Annotated in this window: 25 protein-coding genes and 1 pseudogene; 12 read left to right on the top strand and 14 right to left on the bottom strand. The window is 58.1% G+C overall.

What is annotated here, in order from left to right; translation table 11 throughout:
- Window positions 1-86 precede the first annotated feature (86 nt).
- Complete coding sequence (gene betC, locus VQ830_RS10550) at window positions 87-1,601, top strand: choline-sulfatase (RefSeq protein WP_337268058.1); 1,515 nt, start codon at window positions 87-89, stop codon at window positions 1,599-1,601.
- Between the two features lie 73 nt (window positions 1,602-1,674).
- On the opposite strand, the gene VQ830_RS10545 is transcribed toward betC, so the two are convergent.
- From VQ830_RS10545 to VQ830_RS10530, 4 genes are all read right to left on the bottom strand, one after another.
- The gene (locus tag VQ830_RS10545) at window positions 1,675-2,301 is read right to left on the bottom strand and encodes a TlpA family protein disulfide reductase (RefSeq protein ID WP_337268057.1); all 627 of its coding nucleotides are present in this window, start codon (window positions 2,299-2,301) and stop codon (window positions 1,675-1,677) included.
- On the bottom strand, window positions 2,294-2,788 hold the full coding sequence (locus VQ830_RS10540; protein ID WP_337268056.1) for a DsrE family protein: 495 nt from the start codon (window positions 2,786-2,788) through the stop codon (window positions 2,294-2,296). The genes VQ830_RS10545 and VQ830_RS10540 overlap by 8 nt, the downstream gene beginning before the upstream one ends.
- Window positions 2,789-2,983: 195 nt before the next feature.
- Window positions 2,984-3,382, bottom strand: a complete 399-nt coding sequence (locus VQ830_RS10535) for a DoxX family protein (RefSeq protein WP_337268055.1) — start codon at window positions 3,380-3,382, stop codon at window positions 2,984-2,986.
- Between the two features lie 89 nt (window positions 3,383-3,471).
- A complete protein-coding gene (locus VQ830_RS10530; protein ID WP_337268054.1) occupies window positions 3,472-4,317 on the bottom strand; it encodes a DODA-type extradiol aromatic ring-opening family dioxygenase in 846 nt (281 codons plus the stop codon).
- Between the two features lie 109 nt (window positions 4,318-4,426).
- On the opposite strand from VQ830_RS10530, the gene VQ830_RS10525 reads away from it, so the two are divergent.
- Window positions 4,427-5,347, top strand: coding sequence for a LysR family transcriptional regulator (locus VQ830_RS10525; RefSeq protein ID WP_337268053.1), 921 nt, complete (start codon window positions 4,427-4,429; stop codon window positions 5,345-5,347).
- Between the two features lie 55 nt (window positions 5,348-5,402).
- Here the strand turns inward: VQ830_RS10525 and VQ830_RS10520 are convergent, their stop codons facing one another.
- On the bottom strand, window positions 5,403-6,986 hold the full coding sequence (locus VQ830_RS10520; protein ID WP_337268052.1) for a peptide chain release factor 3: 1,584 nt from the start codon (window positions 6,984-6,986) through the stop codon (window positions 5,403-5,405).
- Between the two features lie 84 nt (window positions 6,987-7,070).
- Here VQ830_RS10520 and dut point away from each other — a divergent pair, with 84 nt between their 5' ends.
- On the top strand, window positions 7,071-7,535 hold the full coding sequence (gene dut, locus VQ830_RS10515; RefSeq protein ID WP_337268051.1) for a dUTP diphosphatase: 465 nt from the start codon (window positions 7,071-7,073) through the stop codon (window positions 7,533-7,535).
- A 153-nt stretch (window positions 7,536-7,688) separates the two neighbouring features.
- A complete protein-coding gene (gene cysK, locus VQ830_RS10510; RefSeq protein ID WP_337268050.1) occupies window positions 7,689-8,651 on the top strand; it encodes a cysteine synthase A in 963 nt (320 codons plus the stop codon).
- Window positions 8,652-8,703: 52 nt separating this feature from the next.
- Here the strand turns inward: cysK and VQ830_RS10505 are convergent.
- The 5 genes and pseudogenes from VQ830_RS10505 to rsmI all read right to left on the bottom strand — a co-directional run bounded on the left by VQ830_RS10505 (window position 8,704) and on the right by rsmI (window position 13,420).
- Window positions 8,704-10,235: pseudogene (locus VQ830_RS10505) on the bottom strand (YifB family Mg chelatase-like AAA ATPase).
- A 145-nt stretch (window positions 10,236-10,380) separates the two neighbouring features.
- A complete protein-coding gene (gshB, locus tag VQ830_RS10500) occupies window positions 10,381-11,337 on the bottom strand; it encodes a glutathione synthase (RefSeq protein WP_337268049.1) in 957 nt (318 codons plus the stop codon).
- 169 nt (window positions 11,338-11,506) lie between these two features.
- Window positions 11,507-12,022 carry a cupin domain-containing protein gene (locus tag VQ830_RS10495; protein WP_337268048.1) on the bottom strand — a complete coding sequence of 172 codons (516 nt, stop codon included), beginning with the start codon at window positions 12,020-12,022 and terminating at the stop codon, window positions 11,507-11,509.
- A gap of 104 nt (window positions 12,023-12,126) precedes the next feature.
- On the bottom strand, window positions 12,127-12,510 hold the full coding sequence (locus tag VQ830_RS10490; RefSeq protein ID WP_337268047.1) for a YraN family protein: 384 nt from the start codon (window positions 12,508-12,510) through the stop codon (window positions 12,127-12,129).
- Complete coding sequence (gene rsmI / locus VQ830_RS10485; protein ID WP_337268046.1) at window positions 12,503-13,420, bottom strand: 16S rRNA (cytidine(1402)-2'-O)-methyltransferase; 918 nt, start codon at window positions 13,418-13,420, stop codon at window positions 12,503-12,505. Before rsmI ends, VQ830_RS10490 begins: the two co-directional genes overlap by 8 nt.
- Window positions 13,421-13,668: 248 nt before the next feature.
- On the opposite strand from rsmI, the gene dnaN reads away from it, so the two are divergent.
- From dnaN to VQ830_RS10460, 5 genes are all read left to right on the top strand, one after another.
- Window positions 13,669-14,787, top strand: coding sequence for a DNA polymerase III subunit beta (gene dnaN / locus VQ830_RS10480; RefSeq protein WP_337268045.1), 1,119 nt, complete (start codon window positions 13,669-13,671; stop codon window positions 14,785-14,787).
- 114 nt (window positions 14,788-14,901) lie between these two features.
- Entirely contained in the window at window positions 14,902-15,495 is a 594-nt protein-coding gene (gene pmtA / locus VQ830_RS10475; RefSeq protein ID WP_337268044.1) for a phospholipid N-methyltransferase PmtA, read from the top strand.
- Between the two features lie 3 nt (window positions 15,496-15,498).
- On the top strand, window positions 15,499-16,086 hold the full coding sequence (locus VQ830_RS10470) for a histidine phosphatase family protein (RefSeq protein ID WP_337268043.1): 588 nt from the start codon (window positions 15,499-15,501) through the stop codon (window positions 16,084-16,086).
- Window position 16,087: 1 nt separating this feature from the next.
- Window positions 16,088-16,795, top strand: coding sequence for an orotidine-5'-phosphate decarboxylase (pyrF, locus tag VQ830_RS10465; protein WP_337268042.1), 708 nt, complete (start codon window positions 16,088-16,090; stop codon window positions 16,793-16,795).
- A gap of 172 nt (window positions 16,796-16,967) precedes the next feature.
- Entirely contained in the window at window positions 16,968-17,771 is an 804-nt protein-coding gene (locus VQ830_RS10460) for a class II glutamine amidotransferase (protein WP_337268041.1), read from the top strand.
- Here VQ830_RS10460 and coaBC read toward each other — a convergent pair.
- A complete protein-coding gene (gene coaBC / locus VQ830_RS10455; protein ID WP_337268040.1) occupies window positions 17,761-18,969 on the bottom strand; it encodes a bifunctional phosphopantothenoylcysteine decarboxylase/phosphopantothenate--cysteine ligase CoaBC in 1,209 nt (402 codons plus the stop codon). The genes VQ830_RS10460 and coaBC overlap by 11 nt on opposite strands.
- Window positions 18,970-19,046: 77 nt before the next feature.
- Window positions 19,047-19,919, bottom strand: a complete 873-nt coding sequence (locus VQ830_RS10450; protein ID WP_337268039.1) for a LysR family transcriptional regulator — start codon at window positions 19,917-19,919, stop codon at window positions 19,047-19,049.
- Between the two features lie 92 nt (window positions 19,920-20,011).
- On the opposite strand from VQ830_RS10450, the gene VQ830_RS10445 reads away from it, so the two are divergent.
- Window positions 20,012-21,286, top strand: a complete 1,275-nt coding sequence (locus tag VQ830_RS10445; protein ID WP_438617643.1) for an MFS transporter — start codon at window positions 20,012-20,014, stop codon at window positions 21,284-21,286.
- 89 nt (window positions 21,287-21,375) lie between these two features.
- Here the strand turns inward: VQ830_RS10445 and ubiB are convergent, their stop codons facing one another.
- Window positions 21,376-22,950: a 2-polyprenylphenol 6-hydroxylase gene (ubiB, locus tag VQ830_RS10440; RefSeq protein ID WP_337268038.1), complete on the bottom strand. Its 1,575-nt coding sequence runs from the start codon at window positions 22,948-22,950 to the stop codon at window positions 21,376-21,378.
- Window positions 22,951-23,014: 64 nt separating this feature from the next.
- Window positions 23,015-23,791 (bottom strand): bifunctional demethylmenaquinone methyltransferase/2-methoxy-6-polyprenyl-1,4-benzoquinol methylase UbiE, encoded by a 777-nt coding sequence (gene ubiE, locus VQ830_RS10435; protein ID WP_337268037.1) that lies wholly within the window; start codon window positions 23,789-23,791, stop codon window positions 23,015-23,017.
- 148 nt (window positions 23,792-23,939) lie between these two features.
- Here ubiE and mutM point away from each other — a divergent pair, with 148 nt between their 5' ends.
- Both mutM and VQ830_RS10425 read left to right on the top strand, forming a co-directional pair.
- Window positions 23,940-24,830: a bifunctional DNA-formamidopyrimidine glycosylase/DNA-(apurinic or apyrimidinic site) lyase gene (gene mutM, locus VQ830_RS10430; protein WP_337268167.1), complete on the top strand. Its 891-nt coding sequence runs from the start codon at window positions 23,940-23,942 to the stop codon at window positions 24,828-24,830.
- 15 nt (window positions 24,831-24,845) lie between these two features.
- A complete protein-coding gene (locus VQ830_RS10425) occupies window positions 24,846-25,619 on the top strand; it encodes an enoyl-CoA hydratase (RefSeq protein WP_337268036.1) in 774 nt (257 codons plus the stop codon).
- The last annotated feature ends 18 nt before the right edge of the window (window positions 25,620-25,637 follow it).

The following is a 25,637-nucleotide window of genomic DNA, read 5'->3' as shown; positions in this document are numbered from 1 at the left end:
CTAGCGGCTTTTCCATGTAAGAAAACCGCGGTAATCAGCCTTATGCGCCTTTGCCAAGATAAGGCTCCATTTGCGGGAATAAACGGATGACGCGCCCCAATATCCTCATTCTGATGGTCGATCAGTTGAATGGAACCTTTTTTCCAGATGGACCGGCTCCGTTTCTGCACGCGCCCAATTTGCGCAAACTCGCGGCGCGCTCCGTTCGTTTCGCCAATACCTACACGGCAAGTCCGCTCTGTGCGCCGGCGCGCGCTTCCTTCATGTCCGGCCAGCTGCCGAGCCGAACGCGCGTCTACGACAACGCCGCCGAATTTGCCTCCGATATCCCGACCTTCGCTCACCACCTGAGGGCAGCGGGCTACCATACCGCACTGTCGGGAAAGATGCATTTCGTCGGCCCCGATCAACTTCATGGGTTTGAAGAGCGTCTGACGACCGACATCTATCCCGCCGATTTCGGCTGGACGCCGGATTATACGAAGCCTGGCGAGCGCATTGACTGGTGGTATCATAATCTCGGCTCCGTTACCGGGGCAGGAGTTGCGGAAATCACCAACCAGCTCGAATATGACGACGAGGTTGCGTATCACGCAACGCGCAAACTTTATGATCTTTCGCGGCGTCTGGACGATCGGCCTTGGTGCCTAACGGTGAGCTTTACACATCCGCACGATCCCTATGTGGCGCGCCGCAAATATTGGGATCTTTACGAAGACTGCGCGGCGCTCGATCCGAAGGTCGGCGCGTTTGCCTTCGATGAGCAGGATGCTCATTCGCAGCGATTGCTGAGAGCCTGCGATCACGAGGCTTTCGACATCAGCCAGGAACAGATCAGGCGCGCCCGCCGCGGATACTTCGCCAACATTTCCTATATCGACGACAAGGTCGGCGAGCTTCTGGATGTGCTGGAAAAGGGCCGCATGGCCGAAGATACGATTATTGTCTTCGCTTCCGATCATGGCGATATGCTCGGTGAGCGCGGTCTGTGGTTCAAGATGTGCTTTTACGAGGGATCGGCGCGCGTGCCCATGATGATCGCCGCGCCAGGCTGGCAGCCAAAATGCATAGATCAGCCGGTCTCTACGCTGGATGTCACCCCGACGCTTGCCTCTCTTGCCGGTATCGACATTGCCAAAGTGGCTCCCTGGACGGACGGTGAAAATCTTGCGGACCTTGCGACTGGACGGGGCAGCCGAAGCAGCGTCCCGATGGAATACGCGGCGGAAGGTTCGATTGCACCGCTGGTCTGCCTGCGCGATGACCGCTACAAACTGACGCTCTGCGAAGCCGATCCGCCGCTTCTTCACGACCTGCAAGAGGATCCCCTTGAACTTCGGAACTTGGCCGATGATCCTGCCTATGGCGATGTGCTGGCCCGTCTTCGTTCAAAGATGCAGTCGCGCTGGAACCTTTCAAGCTATGACGCGGCTGTGCGCGAAAGCCAGGCAAGACGCTGGGTGGTCTATGCCGCGCTGCGCAACGGTGCCTATTATCCGTGGGATTACCAGCCGCTGCAAAAAGCCTCCGAGCGCTATATGCGAAACCACATGGATCTCAACGTCCTGGAGGAAAACCAGCGTTTCCCGCGCGGGGAATGATGAAATCCTCGCGGCGGGGCGACGACCGGGGCATCATGTCTAACGTGTCGCCCTGACGGCAGATTTGTTTTGATCAACGCTGCGCATAGTAGGACAGAAGGTTTTGTCCCTCGGGGCTTTGCCAATCTGCGAGGCCGAGCATATAGCCGGCAACCACGCAGGAAGGTTGGATGAGATAAGTGACGGGCATTCCGGCTCTCAAAGAGAAGGGCGCTTTGATATCGGATGACGAGGATCCAAGCCTGCCGTCCGGGTCGAGGTAGATCGGAAGTTTTTTGATCTTCAAGTCGTCGAGGAAAGGCTCGATCTTCGAGCGGTCTTCATGGCTGTCCGTGGACACCGCTGCGACAGCCACACCCTCTCCCATGACTTCAGAGAAGCGTTCCAGCATGGGAAGATCCGTACGGCAGGCGGGACACCATGTTGCCCAGAAGTTCAACAGCATGACCTTGCCCTTGGCGGGCCCGAGCACCTTGGCGCGTCCCGTCCTATCGGCCAAAGAAACGGCTGGCATCACGAAGGCCGGTTCGATCATCGTAAACTGATGACGAATGGTGGAGAAAACCGGAGGATTGTTGTGTTCGGCGGCATGAGCTCCGACGAAACGCAGCGGAACCGCTCCCATGACAAGCAGCATTTTGAGAATGGCTCTGCGATGCGTCTGCGTCGCCTCAATGCGTTTATCCGAGTCATCATGCATGGATAAAGGTCCATCCCTTTTCTTGAAGCTCGACCACCCGGCCAATACCGAAAGGCACAAGGCGTGCGCCGGAGATCAGGTCGATCTTGTGTCCTTCGCGCTGTTCGGCAATCTCCTTGGAAGAATTGCACATGCTCAAGTTAATATCGGAAAAACTCTGCTGCAGCGCGCTGAGCTCTTGTTGAAGTGGAGAGCGATCGGCACGAAAAAGCACGATACCTGATCCGTTGGCGACGATCTCGATGGCGACGCGTTCGTTTTTCGTAGCGAAGTACCGGTTGAGATTGACGGAATAGCCGATGGCGTGACCCATGATCTTCTCATCGTCCGAATCCACCAGGATGACGACATGATGCGTTTGGGGCACTTGCGGTTTTGCCAGTGCGGCAGCGCCCGTTCCCAAAGCAATTGCGACGATCAAAAGCGCAATTCCCGCGCGAGCATGCGCTCCAGCAAGGTCCTTCCAGGTGCGGTATATGTTCAGCATGGTAATGCCTGTGTTCCACAAGGATGAGGTTTGGAAAGGCAGTGCCAGCTGCCCTGCATCACCGGCCATGAAAGCGGCGTCGAGTTTGCCAGCGGGATGCGTAGTTCTCGGATCTAGCGCGTCATTCGTGCATCTTTCGCTGAAAAGACGCGCTAGAAAAGGCAGAGTTAAGGTTAGACCGTGTTTGCTGAAGGCTCAGGCTAAAGCCGGCCGGCGGGCCGTATCGAGCGCCCAGGCACCGGCGCCGGCAACGCTGATATAGAGGAAAATGAAGCAGAACATGATCGCGGCTTCGCCCATGTTCACCGCCGGCCAGAAGCTCTTAGGAAAGTGGGCCATAAAATAGGCGGCCGCCATTTCTCCCGAAGCGATGAATGCTGCGACACGTGTGTAGAAGCCGACGGTCATCATCAAGCCCGTGACCAATTCGATGACGCCGGCAACGACGATGATCATCGGCAATGGAGACGGCAGGCCAGGGGTTGCGGCAGGAAACTGAAAGAACTTCATCGTCGCGTGCTCGATGAACAAAAGCGCTGTAACGATACGCAGAACGGCCAATAGTCTTGGGGTCCAGATCTCATAATTTGGCATGATATGTCTCCGTGGTAAGGGTATTGATAAGCTGCCGGCATCGCCGGATCAGGGTTGGGCAATAAATTCTGGCGGCACACTGAGTGCCCTTAAGCAACACTGAGTATGTCGGTTGACAATTGCGGCGGAGAGCCAAACCGGAAGCTCGAGGCCGTCAGCCCGCCGAAGAAATCCGTCTGGTGATAGGTGGTGGTGGCTGGTTCATCCCATGCCGCGCCGACTGTCACCATCAGCGGCAGAAGGTGATCTTCATGCGGATGGGCAAGACGCGCCATGGGCGCTTCCTCCCAGCGCAAAAGATGCCGCTCGCGATCGTCAGGGGAGGCTTCCAGCAAGACGTTCCTCAGCCACGCGTCGAACTGACGGGACGGTTCGTGACCTTCGCTCGAACGAATGATCCGCAGGTTATGGAAGCTGAACCCGCTCCCGATAATGAGGACGCCTTCCTCTCGAAGCGGCGCGAGCGCCTTTCCAACACGAAGATGCAGCGCAGGGTCCATCCCCGCGTCGAGCGAGAGTTGCACCACCGGAATATCCTCGTTGGGATAAAGCGGTTTCATGATGCTGAACGTGCCGTGATCGAAGCCGCGCGTCGGGTTGAGGGTCGCATCGATCCGGTCAGCAGACAGCAGCGACTGAACGCGCTGCGCGAGTTCAGGAGAGCCGGGCGCGGCATATTTGATCTGATAGAGATAGTCCGCAAACCCATGATAGTCATAGACCATACCCGGATGGACACCGGAGGAAATCTGAAATCCTTGCTCTTCCCAATGGCCGGAAACCACCAGGACCGCCTTTGGCGCGTCGCCGAGCTCCAAACGCATATTTTTCAGGGACTGCTCAAGCTGCTGAAACTGATTGCGGAATTCACCTGACATATAAGGCCATGGGCCGCCACCATGGCTTACGAAATACGTCGGTAATCTATCGGCCATGGCACTTGTCCTCGAGCATTTCGTTCTGTCGAGCATAGCCTTCTCGCTTTTTCGTCGGTTGATCAATAATCTATCTGTTGAAGTATCGTTTCCTGCAGGTTGAAGATCGATGGACAGAATGACTAGCTTGCGCGTCTTTTGCGCAGTCGCTGAGTTGAAGAGTTTTTCCGGCGCTGGTCGCCGCCTCGGGCTGTCGCCGGCTATGGTCAGCAAACACGTCCTTCATCTTGAGAGCAGGCTCGGCAACCGCCTGCTGAATAGAACGAGCCGTCATGTCAGCCTGACGGAAACAGGGATGCTGTATTTCAATCAAGCGCGGCAAATACTCGATGGACTGGATGAGGTGGAGGCGGCGATCAGCAATACGGTCATATCGCCACGCGGAACTCTAAGATTAAGCGCCCCGGTCTGGATCGCCAGTCCCTATTTTGTCGAGAAGTTTGAGCGCTTCAATCAACGCTTTCCGAATATTTCTCTCGATATCGACTTGAGCGGGCGCATCGTGAACCTTGTTGACGAAGGCTTCGATCTGGCTTTGCGTGCGACATCGTCGGAGCGTCTGGACCCTGGTATCGTTGCCCGCCCATTGATGCCGGTCGAATTCAACCTTCTTGCGTCCCCCGGCTACCTTGATCGGACCGGGCGGCCCCAACGTATCGAAGATCTACAAGGTCATGCGCTTTTGCGCTTCAGCGGCATGGGCACGGATGACGAGTTTTCGATCCCGGGAACGGGCGGACGCGATAAGGTCAAAATGCGCACGGTCATTCGAAGTGAGAACGAGACCATTCTTCACCTTGCGGCGCTGCAGGGAATGGGTCTTGTCTTCCTGCCGAAATGGATGGCGCTATCGGACCTGGAAGCGGGGCGGCTGGAGTTTGTCTTGCCAGGCCAGTTTCCCTTTTCCACGACGCTTTATGCGGTCTATCCAAGCCGCAAATATCTTTCCGGGAAGGTCCGGGTCTTCATCGACTTCATGACAGCCGAGGGACGCAGCAAGGATGCGGCATTAGGCAGGGAAGGGCTGTGAGGGACAAAGGCGCGGCTGATCTTGACTGCCGCGCCGCCGGACAAACACCCAGCGCTTATGCCGCCTTTGCGACCTGATATTCCTTGATCGCCACCATTTTGATCGCTGGGAAACGCTCTGCTTCATAGCGCAGCGAGAAACCGTCCTGCGCCAGAAAGACGGGGTCGCCGTCGAGGTCGCGGGCGATATCGCCGCGTTTGACCGTCAAAAACTTCTCGAGTTCCGCCGGTTGGTCAGATGAAACCCAGCGGCAAACCGAAAACCGCGACATTTCGAAAGAAACAGGCAGGCTGTATTCCGCCGAAAGCCGTTCCTTGAGCACGTCGAGCTGCAAAGCGCCGACGACGCCAACGATTGCGGGTGATCCGTCTTCCGGGGAAAACAGCTGGACGACGCCTTCCTCGGCCATCTGCTGGAGAGCTTCCTTCAGCTTCTTGGCTTTCATGGCATCTTCCAGACGCACGCGGCGCAGGATTTCGGGCGAAAAGTTTGGAACGCCCTGAAAAACCAGCGCTTCGCCTTCCGTCAAGGTATCGCCGATACGCAGCGTGCCGTGATTGGGAATGCCCACCACATCACCGGCATAGGCCGTGTCGGCCAGCTGGCGCTGAGAGGCAAAGAAAAATTGCGGTGCGGTCAGGCCAAGCTGCTTGCCGGTGCGCGAAAGCCTTGCCTTCATGCCGCGCTCCAGCTTGCCGGAGCAAATACGGGCAAAGGCAATGCGGTCGCGATGGTTCGGGTCCATGTTGGCCTGTATTTTGAAAACGAAGGCCGTCATCTTGTTTTCGGCCGCATGCACCGTTCTCGTATCGGCGACCTGATCGCGCGGCGGAGGAGCAAAAGCGCCGAGTGCATTGATAAGATCGCGAACGCCGAAATTGCGCAGAGCCGATCCGAAGAACACCGGCGTCAAATGACCCTCAAGGAATGCCTTGCGGTCGAAAGGCCGGCACGCCTCGATCGCGAGTCCCAATTCCTCGATGAAGACCTGCCGCTCGTTCTCGGGCAGGCGATCAGCGACGCTTTGCGCCCCATTGACCGGCGTCGGCGTGACCTCGTTGTCGGATCCGCGGAAGGTGCTGTTCGCCAGATTGTAAGAGCCGCAGAAGGTCTTGGAACGCCCGACAGGCCATGTGATCGGGGCTGTGTCGAGCGCGAGCTTTTCTTCGACCTCATCCAGGATTTCGAAAGGATCACGGCTTTCGCGGTCCATCTTGTTGATGAAGGTGATGATCGGAATGTCGCGCATGCGGCAAACTTCGAAAAGCTTCAGCGTCCGCGGTTCGATACCCTTGGCGGCATCGATCACCATCACGGCCGCATCGACGGCGGTCAGCGTGCGATAGGTATCGTCGGCAAAGTCTTCGTGACCGGGCGTGTCGAGAATATTGAAGACATTGCCTTCATATTCGAAGGTCATGACGGAGGTGACGACCGAGATACCGCGCTCACGCTCGATCTTCATCCAGTCCGAGCGAGTCTGGATGCGGTCTTTCTTGGCCTTGACCTCGCCAGCGAGCTGAATAGCGCCGCCGAACAGCAACAGTTTTTCCGTCAACGTGGTTTTGCCGGCGTCCGGGTGCGCGATAATAGCAAAGGTACGGCGGCGGGAAACCGCCTCGGCGAGATTGTCGGCCATGTGAGAAATTCCTTTTCGTCGGCCGTTATCTAGCGATTTGGCAAGGGATATGCAATTGACGATCGAAAAACGAGGGAGACTTGCATGCAAGAGGTTCTAGGGCCGCAGCTGAAGCTGGTGCGTTTGCCAAATGGAGCGGGGATCGATCTGCCGGCCTATGAAAGCCGCGGCGCGGCCGGTATGGACCTGCGCGCGGCGATCGAGGCCGATAGCGTGTTGACGCTTGAGCCGATGCAGCGGGTCCTCGTGCCCACAGGCTTCATCTTCGAAATTCCCGAGGGTTTCGAAGGTCAGGTGAGGCCGCGCTCGGGTTTGGCGGCCAAACACGGCATCACCTGCCTCAATACACCCGGCACGGTCGATAGCGACTATCGCGGCGAGGTAAAGGTCATCCTGATCAATCTGGGCGATCAGCCCTTCGAGATCACCCGCGGCATGCGCATTGCACAGATGGTCGTCGCGCCGGCGATCCAGGCGCGCGTTTTGGAAGCTGATGTTGCAAGCGAAACGGCGCGCGGTGTTGGCGGGTTTGGATCGACGGGCGTTTAGGTTCAGATCCTCTTTTGGAAAAAACATCCGCCGGGCGGGCGCCCGGCGATATGATTTCCTGCCAATCGCGGGCGAGACCTGCCTTCGCCACCTAGGCGGCGGCCGCAATTATGCGTATCTTCCAACGCGGTATTTGCATCAGGGGAGAACGACATGTCCAGGAAGCCCGGCCGCGGCCGCATCTATTCCTCCATCACCGAAACCATCGGTGATACGCCGATCGTGCGGCTGGACAAGCTGGCGAAAGAACAGGGCGTCAAGGCCAATCTTCTGGCAAAGCTCGAATTTTTCAACCCGATTTCCTCCGTCAAGGATCGTATCGGCGTTGCGATGCTCGAGGCCCTGGAGGCACAAGGAAAGATTTCTCCCGGCAAGACGACGCTCGTTGAGCCAACCTCGGGCAATACAGGCATTGCTCTTGCCTTTGCCGCTGCCGCAAAGGGCTATCATCTGATCCTGACCATGCCGGAGACAATGTCGATCGAGCGCCGCAAGATGCTGGCCCTCCTCGGCGCGGAACTTGTTCTGACCGAGGGCGCCAAGGGCATGAAGGGCGCGATTGCCAAGGCCGAAGAGCTTGCCGCCACACTGCCCGACGCGGTCATTCCTCAGCAGTTCGAAAATCCGGCCAATCCCGAAATCCACCGGCAGACGACGGCCGAGGAAATCTGGAACGACACCGAAGGCAAGATCGATATCTTCGTTGCAGGCATCGGCACCGGTGGCACGATTACCGGTGTTGGCCAGGTGCTGAAGTCCCGCAATCCGTCGATCCGCATTGTGGCTGTGGAACCGGCGGAATCGCCGGTCCTTTCCGGCGGCCAACCCGGCCCGCACAAGATCCAGGGTATCGGTGCCGGCTTTGCGCCCGCTATTCTCGACACCGGAATCTACGACGAAATCGTCACGGTCAACAGTTCAGACGCGCTCGAAACGTCGCGGCATGTCGCAAGGCTTGAGGGCGTTCCTGTTGGCATCTCCTCCGGCGCAGCGCTGAAAGCGGCAATCGAAGTCGGCCGCCGGGAGGAAAATGCCGGCAAGACCATTGTCGTCATCATTCCCTCTTTCGCCGAGCGCTATCTTTCGACGGCCCTGTTCGAAGGTTTGGGGAGTTAGGCAGGCAGCAAGCCTTCGCCTAAGAGTATCGAAGACAGGGGTCGGTGCCGGCCTAAGCCGGCGCCAGCAACCGTTCGCCAGCGATGCGGTAGGAAATGGCTTCTGCGAGATGTAGGCGACCAACCCTGGCGGCGCCATCGAGATCAGCCAGAGTACGGGAAACCTTGAGAATGCGGTGATAGCCGCGCGCCGAAAGCTTCAGCTTTTCAGCGGCGTCGCGCAGCAGCTGGAGGCCCGCCGCATCTGGTTCGGCGATCTTTTCAATGAGCGCCGTCGAACAGCGGGCATTGGTGCCAACCATGCTTTCACCGGCTTGTCTGAAGCGATCCTGCTGCAGGCTGCGCGCCTTAGCGACGCGAGCTGCCACATCGACACTCTTTTCCGACGTGCCGGGACGAATGAGGTCGGCGGCGGAGACCGCCGGTACGTCAATCCTAATGTCGATGCGGTCCATCAGTGGTCCCGAGACACGGCCCTGGTATTCGCTGGCACAGCGTGGCCCGCGTGCGCAGCGATGCCCCGGCTCGCCCGCCATGCCGCATCGGCAAGGATTCATTGCTGCAATAAGCTGAATATTGGCAGGATAGGACACGCGATGATTGGCCCGCGCTATCACGCATTCGCCGCTTTCCAGGGGCTGGCGAAGTGCATCGAGCGCCTGAGGCGTGAACTCCGGCAGTTCATCAAGGAAAAGAACGCCATGGTGGGCAAGCGATGCTTCGCCGGGCCGGGCACGCAGGCCCCCGCCGACCAACGCGGCCATCGTGGCGGAATGGTGTGGGGCTCGAAACGGCCTGCGATCGGACAGCTTGCCGTCCGCCAGGGCGCCGGCAATTGAATGGATCATCGACACTTCGAGGAGCTCACTGGGCGAAAGCGGTGGCAAGATGGAGCCGAGGCGCGAAGCCAGCATCGACTTGCCCGAACCGGGAGGTCCAACCATCAGCAAATTATGCCCGCCAGCCGCGGCCACCTCCAGCGCCCGCTTGGCGCTTTCCTGTCCCTTGATGTCGGCAAGATCCGGCCCGCCGATAGCCAAAGCACGTGCCGAGGGCTCAGGGCGCGACAGCACCTGTGTGCCGCGAAAATGGTTCGCAAGGGCAATCAGGCTGCGCGGTGCGAGGATTTCGACATCGCCGCCCGCCCAGGCCGCTTCAGGCCCACTCTCTGCCGGGCAGATCAAACCTTTGCCGACGCTGTTGGCTGCCATGGCCGCAGGCAAAGCGCCTGCGACCGCGGCAATCGTGCCATCGAGATTGAGCTCACCGATAACGACGAAGTTGCTAAGCGCGTCCGCGGGAATGGCCCCAAGTGCGGCCATCAGGCCAAGGGCAATGGCGAGATCGAAGCATGTCCTTCTTTTGGAAGATCGGCCGGTGCAAGGTTGACGGTGATTTTCTTGGCCGGCAGAGAAAGACCAGAGGCATGCAAAGCCGCATGGACGCGTTCGCGGCTTTCCGCAACGGCCTTATCGGGCAGGCCGACGATCTGCGTTGCGACCCGGCCGGGTGCCACCATCACCTGCACTTCGACAGGAACGCCTTCTATGCCTTGAAACGCAACCGTACTGATGCGCGCGACCATCCCCAGCCCTCTGCGGCAAGCTCCTGCGGACCTTTCTTATAAAGGTCGCCTCTTCTTCTCGTTGCATTTTGCACGGTTTGAAGAATTAAACAAGAACAAGAGGCGAACAAATAACGATTAGCCGGGCGGTAGTCTGAAGAATGCGTTAAGCGGCCCAGCCTCGTCTTGCTTCGACAGCATCCCACATCAAGGCGGCAGCGTCGACGCCGCCGAATTTCTTGATTTCGCGAATGCCGGTCGGCGAGGTGACGTTGATCTCGGTAAGGTAGTCGCCGATGACGTCGATGCCGACGAAAATGAAGCCACGCTCGCGCAGGGCTGGACCGATGCGCCGGCAGATTTCCTTTTCGCGATCCGTCAGTTCCGTGGCCTCAGCGCGTCCGCCCACATGCATATTCGAGCGGCTGTCATGCTCGGCTGGCACACGGTTGATAGCACCGACCGGTTCGCCCTCGACAAGGATGATACGCTTGTCGCCTTTGCGCACTGCTGGCAGGTATTCCTGTGCGATATAGGGTTCGCGGAAGAGCTGGCCGAACATTTCCAGAAGCGAGGAAAGATTGCGGTCGTCGCGCGTGGAATGGAACACGCCGGCCCCGCCATTTCCGTAAAGGGGCTTCAAGATCATATCGCCCATTTCTTCGCGGAAGCGGCGGATCTCGGCGGGGTCGCGCGAAATCAGCGTTTTCGGCATCAGATCGGCAAATTCGGTCACAAATATCTTTTCCGGCGAATTGCGCACCCAGGCCGGATCGTTGACGACCAATGTTGCGGGATGGATCCTCTCAAGGAGATGGGTCGAGGTGATGTAGGACATGTCGAAGGGCGGGTCCTGGCGCAGCAGCACGACGTCCATCGTTGATAGATCGATACGCTCCGGTGCGCCAAGTTCGAAATGATCGCCCTTCACGTCGCGCAGTTTCATTGGCTCGGCCGTAGCAAAGATCTTGCCGTCGCGCATGCTCAGCCGATCGGGCGTGTAGTGAAAAAGGTTGTAGCCGCGCACCTGGGCCTCAAGGCCCATAGCGAACGTAGAATCGCCCGCAATATTGATTCCGGCGACATGATCCATCTGGATCGCTACGTTCTTGATCTGCGCCATGTCCGTACCTCTTTGAAGCATGTCGCGCCGGATCTTTGGATTCGACCAAGCGACACCCATCATGTCAATGTTAAACGGGCGCACCTCTTTTCGATCTGCGCCCTTCAAGATGCCGGACAGATGTATGCTGCGTCGTGCGCAAAGGCAATGTCTACGCCAACCTGGTTGATCAGGCGGCCATAGAACTTCCTGATGTGCCGCGCATTCTTTTGCGCAAGCGGTAAGCGAAGGCGATCGGCCGTGGAAACGGCCGGCGCAGGAAGGCGACTTTGCGGACATAAGTCTCGACATTCCAGACTGCGCTGGTGCCGCCGGGGAAAAACGCCACGTCGCCTGTGCGCAGGGTGCGTTCAGAGCCATCCTCGCCCGTGACGTGGACCTCGCCTTCCAGAATAGTGACGGTTTCGTCCCAATCGAAATGCCAGCGGAATTTGCCGGCGGTGCAGTCCCAGATCGCCGTGACTGCGGCATCGTCGTGACCACGAGAATGCTCCGCGCAGCGGGCAACCGGATTGCCGCTGATAATCCAGTCCGCGTTGATCGGTGCATCCTTGAGGGGCAAGCCGTTGCTCGCATGTGCCACGAAAGGAGACTGCGAGGCTGGCTCGGCTGGAAGAGCCATCAGCGCAGCAGTATTGCGCAAGGTCATCGCCGCCATGCTTGCCAGCATCATCTTCAAGCTCATGAAGTCCCCCAACGTCAACTTTGTGAAAAATCCCCTTCTGCGTCTAACAGACAAGCGTAAGCGTCTGGTGTTTTTCAAAGCTCAAAGTTTAACGATCGGACTGCTTAAAAAGCGTTCTTGATGTGCCTTGGCAGGCGGAACGGCATGACGGCGATAATGTCGTACCGCATTGAAAGGCGTGCCTGATCCGGCTGTCGCGACAGCCAGAAATCGCTCGCGGCTCGGATACGTCGCTCTGCTGTCGACGAAACCGCATAAATGGCGGCCATCTCATCCCGGCGGGCCTTAACCTCGATGAAGATAGCAAGCTCGCCCTTGCGGGCAATGATATCGATCTCGCCAACCTTGGTCCGGTAACGCAGCGTGACGATCCTGTAGCCTTTGAGCATGAGGAAGAAGGCAGCGACATATTCTGATAGCTGACCGCGCCGGTGTGCGCGTCGACGCTGCGCCTTCAACCTAGCCGGCAAAGGGCCTTCGTCAGGCATCGGAGCCCTTCAGGTCGAGCAGCTTTCGATAAAGTTCCTTTCGCGGCAGGCCGGTCATCCGGGCCGCTTCCGTGGCTGCCTGTGCCGTCGGGAGTTCTCCAGCAAGCTTTGCGAGAAGCGCGTCGACATCGGATGCGTCCGGTGCCTTTTCCTCAGGCGGCCCGATCACCAATACGATTTCGCCTTTGACATTCTCCACATCGGCATAATGCAGGGAAAGCTCGGCCAGCGTTCCACGCCGAAATTCTTCATATGCCTTCGTCAGTTCACGGCAAACAGCGGCCTGCCGGTTCGCTCCCAGAACGTCATGCGCTGCGTGAAGCGTTGCGGCAATGCGATGCGGGGATTCAAAAAAGATCAGCGTTGAGGCAGTTTGTGCAAGACTTTGCAGACGGTCCCGCCTCGCCTTGTCCTTGGTGGGCAGAAATCCGGCGAAAAGGAAGCTGTCATTCGGCAATCCGGATCCGACAAGAGCCGCGAGCGGCGCAGAGGCACCCGGCACCGGCACGACGCGGTAGCCCGCCTTGATCGCCTTCTGCGCAAGGCGATAACCCGGATCCGAAACGAGAGGCGTTCCGGCATCAGATACGAGCGCCACGGATCGGCCCGCTTCCAGCGCGGCCAGAAGCCGGGGGCCGGCTTCGTCGGCATTGTGTTCATGATAGCTGAAGGGACGGTTGTCGATCCCGAAACGATCCAGCAGGACCCGCGTCACCCGCGTATCCTCGCAGGCCAGCACGTCCGCGCCCGCAAGCGTTTCCAGCGCGCGAAGAGTGATATCGCCAAGATTGCCGATCGGCGTAGCCACGAGATAGAGCGCTGGCTCCATCGGACGGGCCGCAATTGTCGTGTCGTGCAGGCGAAAACTTCGCCGTCTGCCGGTCTCGCCGTTTTTCTCGTCTGAACTCACGGAGCTTTCGATGCCTCTTTTGTTCGGTCTTTATGGGCGAGCGCGCCTGCTTCGGCAAGTGCACGCCGGTTTTCTTTGTGTGGCTTGTGGCAAACAACGAATTTGACGGCATCGAGAGGCGTTACGCACTTGCATTGGTCCGTAGTAATCTGCCATTTTGCGTGTCCACTCGTCCGGCCCATGGTCGGCAAAGCAGGTTCCGCACGCCGTCTGGCGAGCGAGCGTAAAGGTCGAAAGCGGTAGCATCCATGCGTATTACGATTGAGCGTTCCAACCTCCTGAAGTCGCTGAACCACGTTCATCGCGTGGTGGAACGCCGAAACACGATCCCGATCTTGTCGAACATTTTGCTGCGCGCCGACGGGCAGCGCCTCGATATGAAGGCGACCGACCTCGACCTCGAAGTGACGGAGGCTACCGCTGCCAACGTGGAGCAGGCGGGCGCAACCACCGTGCCGGCTCATCTTCTTTACGACATCGTCAGAAAGCTGCCCGACGGCGCTGAGATTCTTCTGTCCACTTCCAGCGATGGCGGCTCGATGGCGGTTCAATCCGGCCGTTCGAAGTTTTCGTTGCAATGCCTGCCGGAATCGGACTTCCCGGATCTAACGACTGGCGCTTTCACCCATTCGTTCCGACTAAAAGCGACGGATCTCAAAATGCTGATCGATCGCACGCAGTTTGCGATCTCGACAGAAGAGACCCGGTATTATCTGAACGGCATTTTCCTGCACACGATCGAGAGCAAGGGCAATCTGAAGCTGCGTGCCGTCGCCACCGACGGGCATCGCCTTGCGCGCGCCGATGTCGAGGCGCCGTCCGGTTCGGAAGGTATGCCTGGCATCATCATTCCGCGCAAGACGGTTGGCGAAGTGCAGAAGCTGGTGGATGATCCAGAAGCTTTCGTGACCGTTGAGGTGTCCGACGCGAAAATCCGTTTTTCGATCGGCTCCATCGTCATGACCTCGAAACTCATCGATGGCACCTTCCCAGATTACCAGCGGGTCATCCCGACTGGTAACGACCGCGAAATGCGCGTTGATTGTGCCAGCTTTGCCCAGGCCGTCGACCGCGTTTCGACAATTTCCTCGGAGCGGGGACGCGCCGTGAAGCTTTCGCTTTCAGAAGGCCAGCTTCTTTTGACTGTCAACAATCCGGACTCTGGCAGCGCAACGGAAGAAGTTGCTGTCGGTTATGAGACAGAAGCGATGGAGATCGGCTTCAACGCGAAATATCTTCTCGATATCACTGGCCAGTTGTCTGGCGAGGAAGCAGTATTCCTCTTTGCCGATGCGGGATCGCCCACGCTTGTGCGCGATACGGCAGGTGAAGATGCTCTTTATGTTTTGATGCCAATGCGCGTTTAACGCGCATTCGGCCTCGTCTTTTTTTATGCCTTAAACTGTTTGCGACATTTTATCTTGTTTTTGCGGCAGTGCTTTGACATTTTGCGATCAAGTCATCAATGCGAGGAGGACGGCATGGCAATGCGCCTGAAGGAACGGCTGGGGAAAAAATTCGATGAAGAGATCCGTTTCTTCAAAGGAATGATGCAAGGCCCTAAGACCGTCGCCTCCATCGTGCCAACCTCGTCGGTGACGGCGCGACGCATGGCAAGCGTCATCGATCTGCATTCGGATCTGCCTGTGCTGGAGCTTGGACCCGGCACCGGCGCGATCACCAAGGCAATCCTTGCCCGCGGCGTCAAACCTGAAGATCTTGTCGCAATCGAGTATTCGAGCGTCTTCTACAACGATCTGGTCAAGCTCTACCCAGGCGTCAACTTCATCAATGGCGACGCATTCGATCTCGACAAAACGCTTGGCGTGCTGCGGGGACAGAAGTTCGACAGCGTCATTTCCGCCCTGCCGCTCCTCAATTTTCCGATGCAGGCTCGTGTTTCATTGCTGGAAAGCCTCTTGGAGCGTCTGCCGCCGGGCCGTCCTGTCATGCAGATTACCTACGGTCCAATTTCACCGATCATCGCAAAGCCCGACAGCTACCATATCCAGCATTACGACTTTGTGGTGCGCAACATACCTCCGGCTCAACTCTGGATCTATCGGCGCGGCTGAAGCGTGTTCGCCCTTTATATCACCCACCCTCAGGTAAAGATCGATCCACTGGTTGAGGTGCCGCGTTGGGGTCTTTCCGACCTCGGAGCAAAGCGTGCCCGCGTGGCAGCACGCCTGCCGTGGGCGCAACAACTGCAGCGGATCATCTCCAGCGATGAAACCAAGGCCATCGAGACGGCCGAAATACTCGCCTCTGCCTCTGATACCGAGGTTGAGGTTGTCGAAGGCATGCATGAGAATGACCGCTCTGCGATCGGTTTTCTGCCGCCGGATGCATTCGAAGCGGCTGCCGACTGGTTTTTTGCCTATCCCGACGAGAGCTTCAAGGGCTGGGAACGCGCCGTGGACGCCCAGCAAAGGATCGTTTCTGCCGTCGACACGGTCCTAAGCACTCAAGATCCGTCTCGGCCCATCGCTTTTATCGGGCATGGTGGTGTCGGAACGCTGCTCTTCTGCCATCTGACGGGACAGCCGATCCACCGTTCCAAAGACCAGATGCCGGGCGGCGGAAATCTCTACTGCTTTGCTCTTGCGGATCGTCACGTGACATGCAACTGGACGCCCATGGACGAATGGCAGGGATGGCGCTGACATGGATGCACGCGAAAAACTGATCGTTGGACTGGATGTCGCGACGGTAGGCGAAGCGGAAAAGATCGTTACAACGCTCGCCGACGACATTGTTTTCTACAAGATCGGCTATCAGCTGGCCTTTGCCGGCGGCCTGGAGTTTGCGCGCGAACTGGCCCAATCCGGCAAAAAGATCTTCCTCGACATGAAGCTTCTCGATATCGACAACACGGTTGCTTCCGGAGTTGAAAACATCGCGAAAATGGGCATGTCGATGCTGACTTTGCATGCTTATCCGAAAGCAATGCGAGCGGCCGTAGCGGCGGCGCGTGGCTCCGGGCTTTGCCTCCTCGGTGTCACCGTTCTGACTTCCATGGACGGCGAGGACCTGAAGGAGGCGGGCTACGCGGACGATCCCCGCGCACTCGTGCTTCGCCGTGCGGCGCAGGCGCGGGAAGCCGAAATGGGCGGTATCGTTTGCTCGGCCGAAGAGGCTGAGGCCGTCAGAGAGATCGTCGGCCCCGATCTTGCCGTCGTCACCCCGGGGATTCGTCCGACGGGCGCCGATAGGGGCGACCAGAAGCGCGTTATGACGCCCTTTGATGCACTAAAGGCTGGTGCGTCGCATCTTGTTGTCGCGCGACCTGTCGTGCGCGCAGAAGACCCAAGGGCGGCCGCACAGGCCATTCTAGACGAAATGATCAAGGCGAGCTGGCCTGCCAATCGCTAGGCGGATTCAATGACGCAACTGAATGCTGCGTTGCAAAAAGTTGATCACGCATCTGGCCTCTTTTGAGGTTTTGCTCTTGCCGAACAGGGCTCCGTTAAGCTTTCATTAGTGATAATTATCAAAAATGATTTGATGTCCGGAGCGGGCAGCCGGCATCTGCGGAGTTTATGGAATGTGTCGTTGGGCAGCTTATCGCGGTGATCCTCTGTATATCGAAGAAATCGTATCTTCGCCTGCCCATTCGCTGATCGAACAATCGCATTGCGCGACACGCGCCAAGACACCCACCAATGGCGATGGTTTCGGCATCGCCTGGTACGGTGACAGGCCGGAGCCCGGTCGCTATCGCGATATCCTGCCAGCATGGTCCGATTGCAATTTGCGAAGCCTGGCCCGCCAGATCCGTTCGCCGCTTTTCCTCGGCCACGTCCGTGCCGCGACGGGTGGTGCGACGCGCCGCGACAATTGCCATCCCTTCGTGCAAGGCATCTGGTCCTTCATGCACAATGGGCAGATCGCCGGGTTTGAGCGCCTGCGACGGGCCATGGAATCCATGTTGGATGACGAGCTTTTCGATGCGCGTGCCGGGACGACCGACTCCGAACTCATGTTTCTTCTGGCGCTGCAGTTCGGCCTGACGCAAAACCCGTTTTCAGCCATGTCCGACATGTTGAGCTTCATCGAGGGCTTGTCGCATAAGCTCACTGGCTCGGCGCTTATCCGCTTTACAGCCGCTTTTTCCGACGGCAAGACGCTGCATGCCATCCGTTACGCCACGGACCAATTTGCGCCGACGCTTTACGCCGCTCCGCTTGGAAAAGGCTATTGCCTTGTTTCCGAACCGTTGAATGATGATGTCGATGCATGGATGGAAATACCGCCCGGCAGCGCCGTGACGCTGGATGATGACGGCGTCAGCATCAATGCGTTCAAGCCAGAGGGCATCAAGGAAGCCGCGCGCGCCGTTATGGCTTAAGACGCTCCGCAACCAGAGCGGCTAAACGGGCTGCCACTTCATCTTTATCAAGATCAGGCCAAGCTTCCACGCCGTCATGGCCAATCAGTTTCACCTGATTTCGCGCTCCGCCCATCACACCCGTGGCGGGAGAGACGTCATTGGCGACAATCAGATCGGCGCCTTTTCGCTCCAGTTTCGCGCGTCCATTCTTTTCGATATCCTGGGTTTCCGCTGCAAATCCGATAACGATCTTTGGCCGCAGCTTATGATGACCTACGGTCGAAAGAATATCGGGATTTTCTGCAAGCGCGAGCGTCGGGATCGATTGGCCCGGTTGCTTTTTGATTTTCTGGTCGGATGCGGAGGCGACACGCCAATCGGCCACCGCGGCTACCATGATCGCGATATCGGCAGGCAGGGCAGCCATCACAGCCTGCATCATTTCCTCGGCGCGCTCCACATGGATCGTGTTGACGCCGTGCGGATCCGGTATAGTGACGGGCCCCGAGACGAGCGTCACCTTTGCACCGAGATCGCGCAGCGCTGCCGCAATGGCGTGACCCTGCTTTCCGGAGGACCGATTGGCGATATAGCGCACCGGATCGATCGGCTCATGCGTCGGTCCTGAGGTAACGATTGCGCTGCGACCGGCGAGCGGCTTCGGCTTCTCATCGAAGTGTAGTTCGATGGCTGCAACGATGTCCAAAACCTCAGCCATCCGGCCGGTGCCAGCCTCGCCGCGCTCTGCCATCTCGCCTTTGGCCGGACCAACGAAGGAGACGCCATCCGTCTGCAGCGTTGCAATATTACGGCGCGTAGCAGCATTGTCCCACATTTTAGGGTTCATCGCAGGGGCAGTCAGGATCGGCCGGTCTGTGGCCAGAAGAATGGTTGATGCCAAGTCATCAGCCAGGCCATGCGCCATTTTGGCCAGTAAAGACGCCGTTGCCGGCGCGATGACGACGATGTCGCAATCGCGCGCCAGCCGGATATGGCCGACATCCTGCTCGTCCTCACGCGAAAAGAGCTCTGTAAAGACATGGTCGGCAGCCAGCGCTCCGACGGCAAGCGGCGTAATGAACTTCTGCGCGCCGTCGGTCATAACCGGGCGCACGGACGCACCGCGTTCGCGAAGGCGCCGAATGAGATCGAGGCTTTTATATGCCGCAATGCCGCCTGAGATGATGAGCAAAACGCGTTTGCCGGTAAGAGCCATTTCATATTCTCATTGTTGCTCGAGTAGATGCCAGACTAAAGCAAGTCGTCGAAAAGGGGGAGGGCTTTCGATCGACCTCAAACGAGGCCAAGGATGTTTGTCACGATAGGAGAACGGTTGAGTTTGAGGGCTGCTAGACCAAGCCTTGCAGTCAGGGGCGGCCCCTCGATCGGACGATAGGCAACGCCTTCGATCGCGATCTGAGACACCGAAATCGGAACGATGGAAACGCCGAGGTCGGCAGCCACAAGATTGACCACAGAGGGAATCTGCGGCGCCTCCTGCGTGACGTTCAGCTCAAAGCCGGCTTCACGGCAGCCTGCAACGATATCGTCATAGAGGCTTAAGCCCACAGTACGCGGAAACAGAATGAAAGGTTCGCCCTCTAAGGCCTGCAGCGGCACAGCCTTGCGACGCGCCAGCCGATGGTGACTGGGCAGCGCGACAAGCAGAGGTTCATCAGGCAGGCGCTTTAAAACGACGTCCTTCGGATTTTCAAGGCCGGGGCGAATAAAGGCGGCATCGATTTCTTCGCGCAGAAGTTTTTCCATCAGCCAGTTGCTGTTCATCTCGGTAAGAGACAGAGCGATATCCGGCCATTGTCGGCGAAACCGCCGGATCGTGCCGGTAACGGCCGTGTTGAAGGCAGACGAGGCCGTAAAGCCCAGCGTCAAGCGGCCGCTCTCGCCGCGTGTTGCCCGGCGCGCTGCAAGCTTTGCCCTTTCGGATGATGCAAGCGCTGCTTGGGCTTCCGGCAAAAACGCCATGCCAGCCTCAGTAAGTTCAGCACCATGCGGAACACGATGAAACAGGCGTGCGCCGATTTCCGTTTCCAGATCGCGGATCTGCTGACTGAGCGGCGGCTGACCAATTCCAAGTTTCACGGCTGCGCGCGTAAAATTCCCAGCCTCGGCGACGGCGAGAAAATACCTGATATGCCGCAACTCCACTGGTATCTCCAAAACAGATCAAGAATGCCACATCCATATATTGGACAGATGATACGGACTTGACTAGATCAGAAGCGAGAAAGGCTTGCATTATGTCCAATATGTCCCGCAATGATGTTCGTGTGGCACCTGAAAAAGGTCCCTCGCTACGGCTCGTCAGCAATAGCGATGCACAGCCTGCCGTCTTCCTGATGCGGGGAACCGGGGAGTATAAGCGAGCCAGCTTGGCCCTTTTCCTCTCCGGCTTTGCAACATTCTCGCTGCTTTACTGCGTTCAGCCGTTGATGCCACTGTTTTCGCAAGACTTTGCGGTGACACCCGCCGAGAGCTCACTTTCGCTGTCGCTTTCCACCGGCTTTCTTGCCGTCGCGATCTTCCTGGCCGCCGCCGTTTCCGAGCGCTTTGGCAGGCGGAGCCTGATGTTCGCCTCCTTGATGGGAGCGGCGCTCTGTACGATCGCATGCGGCGTCGTACCGAACTGGCATCTTTTGCTGGTCGCACGTGCGCTCGAGGGGCTCCTTCTTGGCGGAGTTCCTGCCGTTGCCATGAGTTATCTCTCGGAAGAGATCGATCCGCGCGGCCTTGGCGCGTCTATGGGCCTTAATATTGCTGGCAACGCCTTTGGTGGCATGGCTGGACGCGTGATCACAGGCATGCTTGCCGAACTTCTAAACTGGAAGCTGGCGCTCGGCGTCGTGGGCACGATGGGTCTCGCCGCCGCTCTGGGCTTCTTTGTCCTTTTGCCACCGTCACGCAATTTCGTTCCTCGCCGCGGTGCCGGCCTCGGCTTTCATCTCAAGGCCTGGGGCGGGCATCTCAGCGACCCGGCGCTCCCTTTTCTTTTTCTGATCGCGGGCCTTTTGATGGGCTCGTTCGTGACGATCTACAATTATGCCGGCTACCGGCTGGTGGGCGCGCCCTACAATCTGAACCAGACGGAACTCGGCCTGATTTTCACCGTCTATATCTTTGGAATCGCAGCTTCCTGGGCAGGTGGCCTCTTGGGCGATCGCTTCGGTCACTTTGCAATATTGCCGATCGGGATTGCCAGCGCAGCGCTTGGCGTTGCGGTCACACTATCGTCTTCACTTGCCGCGATCATAATCGGCATCGTCCTTTTGACCATCGGCTTTTTCATGGCCCATTCCGTCGCGAGCTCTCTTGTCGGCCGCTTGGCGAAACGCTCAAAAGGCCATGCATCCTCGCTTTACCTCCTGTCCTACTACATCGGCTCGAGCGTAGCAGGATCGGTCGGCGGTTATTTCTGGGCAGCTGACGGCTGGTGGGCTGTGGTCGCCTTCACGTTTGCGCTGCTGGCAATCGCAATGATCTGCGCTTACGGCGCCGCTCGTCTTGCTCGCCGCTAAAACAGATCCCTGACCGGCCGTTCTCTCGCATAGAGTATTTTCCCTGTCGCTGCAGACCAGGCGAGCAGCCGCTCGCGAAAAGCGACAGATCAGTGCAAAGCCCAGGCGATGTAGAGCAGAGTAAGGGCGATGATCCAGAGCGCGATGCGGCCGGAGCGGCTGTGGCGCGCCTCCGACTTGCCGATAGCTTCGGCTGTCTGGCTGTCAAAACGTAGGCCTTCCTCGCTCATCCGCAGAAGCTCGCGATGGAACTTTTCGGTTTTCGCGGCAATTTCCGGTGCGGCTTCCGCAAGCTTTACGGCAGCCCTCAGGCCGCTTTGCATATCGACAAGGATCCGGCGTGGGCCAAGATTGGCGCGGATCCATTCGCCCACGACAGGCTCTGCCGCCTTCCACATGTTGAAACGCGGATTGAGCATGCGCGATACGCCCTCGACCACGACCATGGTTTTCTGCAGCATCACCAGTTCTGGTCTCGTCTCCATATCGAAAAGCTCGGTCACTTCGAACAGAAGTGTCAGTAGCTTGCCCATCGAGATTGTTTCCGCGGGCTGGCCGTGGATCGGTTCGCCAATTGCCCGGATGGCCTGAGCGAAGCTTTTCACATTGTGCCGGGAAGGCACATAGCCGGCTTCGAAATGCACTTCCGCGACGCGAACATAATCACGGGTGATAAAGCCGTAGAGGATCTCTGCCAAAAAGCGTCGTTCCTTTTGGCCAAGCCGCCCGACAATGCCCATGTCGACAGCCACGATTGTCCCTGCCGCATCGACGAAGAGGTTCCCGGGGTGCATATCCGCATGGAAAAAGCCATCCCGGAGCGTATGGCGCAAAAAGGATTGGATCAGCGTGTCTGCCAAGGCGTTAAGATCGTGGCCGGCCGCATTCAGCGCCTCGACATCCGACATCTTGATGCCATCGATCCATTCCATGGTGATGACATCGCGGCCTGTGCGTTCCCAATCGACAGCAGGCACCCGAAAGCCGGGATCGTCCTTGGTGTTTTCCGCGATTTCCGAAAGGGCTGCAGCTTCCAAGCGCAGGTCCATCTCAACCTTTGTGGTCTGCTCCAGCGTCTTCGTGACTTCCACAGGTCTCAGCCGCCGGCTGGAGGGCATGAAGCGTTCTTGTAGATGCGCCACCAGATACATGGCTTCGATATCGCGGGTGAAGCGCTGCCGCACGCCGGGCCTGCAAACCTTCACTGCTACCTTGCGAACCGTCCCGCCCTGTCTGACCTCGGCGGGGTGAACCTGGGCAATCGAGGCCGCCGCTATAGGGGCGCCGAAGCTGACATAAAGATCGTCAAGGCTTCGCCCTATCGATCCTTCGATATTGGCCTTGGCGTGCTCGGTGGGAAAGAACGCCATCCGATCCTGAAGCTGCGACAGGTCGTTGGCGAATTCGATACCGACCACGTCCGGACGCGTAGCCAGGAACTGGCCGATCTTCACATAGGAAGGCCCGAGACGCTCGACCGCTTGCGATAGCCGATCGCTTCGCTTTTGATGTTTTGCGCGCTTTCTTTCGAAAACCGGAACAAAGGATTTGGCAAGCGCGACGGACGGCGGCAATCCGTCCGATGGAAGGGCCGAAATGACGCCTTCCCGCACAAGGATCCAACCGACGCGCCAAAGCCGGAAATAGGCGCCGAAAGCACTCATCGTGTCTGCCGCTCTTGCAAGATGAATTGATACGGATGCTTCACTATCAACAGGAAACCAGCTCTCAAAGCTTCCAGCCGGAATGAAGTGCGGCGATGCCGCCGGTGTAATTGGTGTAGTTCACCCTGGAAAAACCGGCCTTCTGAATCATGGCCGCAAAATTTTCCTGATTGGGGAACTTGCGGATCGATTCAACCAGATATTGATACGGCTCGGCATCCCCCGTGATGGCCTTGCCAAACCGCGGTATCGCATTGAACGACCAGGCATCGTAAATCTTGTCGAGCCCGGCGATCTCCACCTCAGAAAATTCCAGCACAAGAAGCCGGCCGCCGCGCTTCAGGACGCGATAGGCTTCAGAAAGGGCGACGTCGATGCGCGGAACGTTGCGAATACCGAAAGCGATGGTATAGGCGTCGAAGCTCGCGTCCTCGAACGGCAGGCTTTCCGCATTGGCTTCGACAAAGGTTAGGTTATCGGAAAGCTTCTTCGATGCGGCGCGCTCTTCCCCGACCCCCAGCATGGATGCATTGATATCGAGCACCGTGACATGCGCGAGGCGCCCTGACGCCTCGACGATGCGGAAGGCGATATCGCCCGTGCCACCGGCAACGTCCAGAACCCGGTATCCCGATTCCTTTTTAGGGTTAAGGGCCGAGATCATCGCATCCTTCCAGACGCGGTGTAGCCCCATGGACATCATGTCGTTCATGATGTCGTAGCGCTTGGCAACTTTGTGGAAGACATCATTGACGAGGCTCTGCTTTTCGCCGTTTCCAACCTCCCGAAAGCCATATGAGGTTTCCATGCCGCCGTCGGCGGAGGTCCGTCTTTCAGACATCAATTTGCTCCGTTTCCAAAAATCGCTACAGGCGGCCGTGGCAATCTGCCTGCCGCAACGCTATCTGTGGCCGGCGGCCGTGCATGCGGTAAGCCGCTATAGCGCACATCGCCGGCCGTTGAAACACGTTATCTATAGATGGGTGAAGATGCCGGAATTGCCAGAAGTCGAAACGGTAAGGCTTGGTCTTGCTCCTGCAATGGAGGGAAGGCTGATCGACAGCCTGGAGCTGCGCCGGCCGGATCTACGCTTTCCTTTGCCAAAGGGCCTTGCGCAGGAAGCGGCGGGCAGGCGGATCGTTGCACTGGGGCGTCGCGCAAAATATCTTCTAATCGACCTCGACAATGGGCGCACCATCATTTCTCACCTCGGCATGTCGGGATCGTTTCGGATCGAAACCGAAAAGGAAGGGGCAACGCCGGGTATCTTTCACCACGAACGATCGAAGGACGAGCGCCACGACCACGTCGTTTTCCATCTTTCTTCGGCGGGCGAAAAACTGCGCGTCATCTATAACGATCCTCGCCGGTTCGGCTTTATGGATATTGCGGATCGTGCCAGTCTCGACGAGGTGGCGTTTTTCAAGGACATGGGGCCAGAGCCGACGGGAAATGCCCTGAGCAGCGCATACCTGGCGACCCGCTTCAGGGACAAAACCCAGCCTTTGAAAACCGCGCTTCTTGATCAAAGGCTGATCGCTGGCCTCGGCAATATATACGTCTGCGAAGCCCTATGGCGTTCTCAGCTTTCGCCGCTGCGCAAGGCAAGAACGCTGGTGGCAAAAAACGGCCGCGCGTTGCCGAGGCTCGCTGAGCTCGAAGAAGCGATCCGCGCCGTTATCAGTGATGCGATCGCCGCTGGCGGGTCATCCCTGCGCGATCACATCCGCACCGACGGCTCGCTCGGCTATTTCCAGCACTCTTTTTCAGTCTATGATCGCGAGGAGGCGCCTTGCCCTAGGCAAAGTTGCACAGGTATCGTGAGACGGATCGTTCAGGCTGGGCGTTCGACCTTTTACTGTCCAGTCTGCCAGAAATAGGAGACGGAGGCGGCTATGACTTACGAAACCTTGCTGGTCGAAAAGCGAAGCGGATATGCCATAGTCACGTTGAATCGCCCAAAAGCGCTCAATGCTCTGAATTCGACACTTCTGAAAGAGCTTCGCGAGGCCTATCGCGAGCTTCACCAGGATGAAGCGATTAGCGCTATTATCCTGACGGGATCGGAACGCGCCTTTGCGGCGGGTGCCGATATCAAGGAAATGCAGCCGCTTGAATTCGCCGCTATCTATAAGGATGACTTTCTATCCGGTTGGGAAGAGGTGGCGGCGGCACGCAAGCCAATTGTGGCTGCCGTCAACGGGTTTGCACTCGGCGGCGGATGCGAGCTTGTCATGATGTGCGACATTGTAATTGCCGCAGAGACGGCAAAGTTTGGCCAGCCGGAAATCACCCTTGGGATTATACCTGGAATGGGTGGAAGCCAGCGCCTGACGCGGGCGGTGGGCAAAGCGAAGGCCATGGATCTCGTTTTGACCGGACGGATGATGGACGCGCTCGAGGCCGAACGCTGTGGCCTTGTGTCTCGTATTGTTGCACCTGACCGGCTCATGGAGGAGGCGATCGCAGTCGCTGAGAAGATTGCCTCCCTATCAATGCCATCGATCCTGATGGCTAAGGAAGCGGTGAACCGCTCTGCCGAGGTCAGTTTGGCCGAAGGCTTGCGTTTTGAGCGCAGGCTGTTTCAAAGCCTCTTTGCGATGGAGGATCAAAAGGAGGGCATGACGGCCTTTGTCGAAAAGAGGAAGCCTGACTTCAAGAACCGCTAGTCCCTCGGCACGCGCAGT

It is taken from the genome of Oryzifoliimicrobium ureilyticum (assembly GCF_037199735.1).
Lineage (GTDB): Bacteria > Pseudomonadota > Alphaproteobacteria > Rhizobiales > Rhizobiaceae > Rhizobium > Rhizobium ureilyticus.
This window is presented reverse-complemented; position numbering and strand designations above follow the sequence as displayed.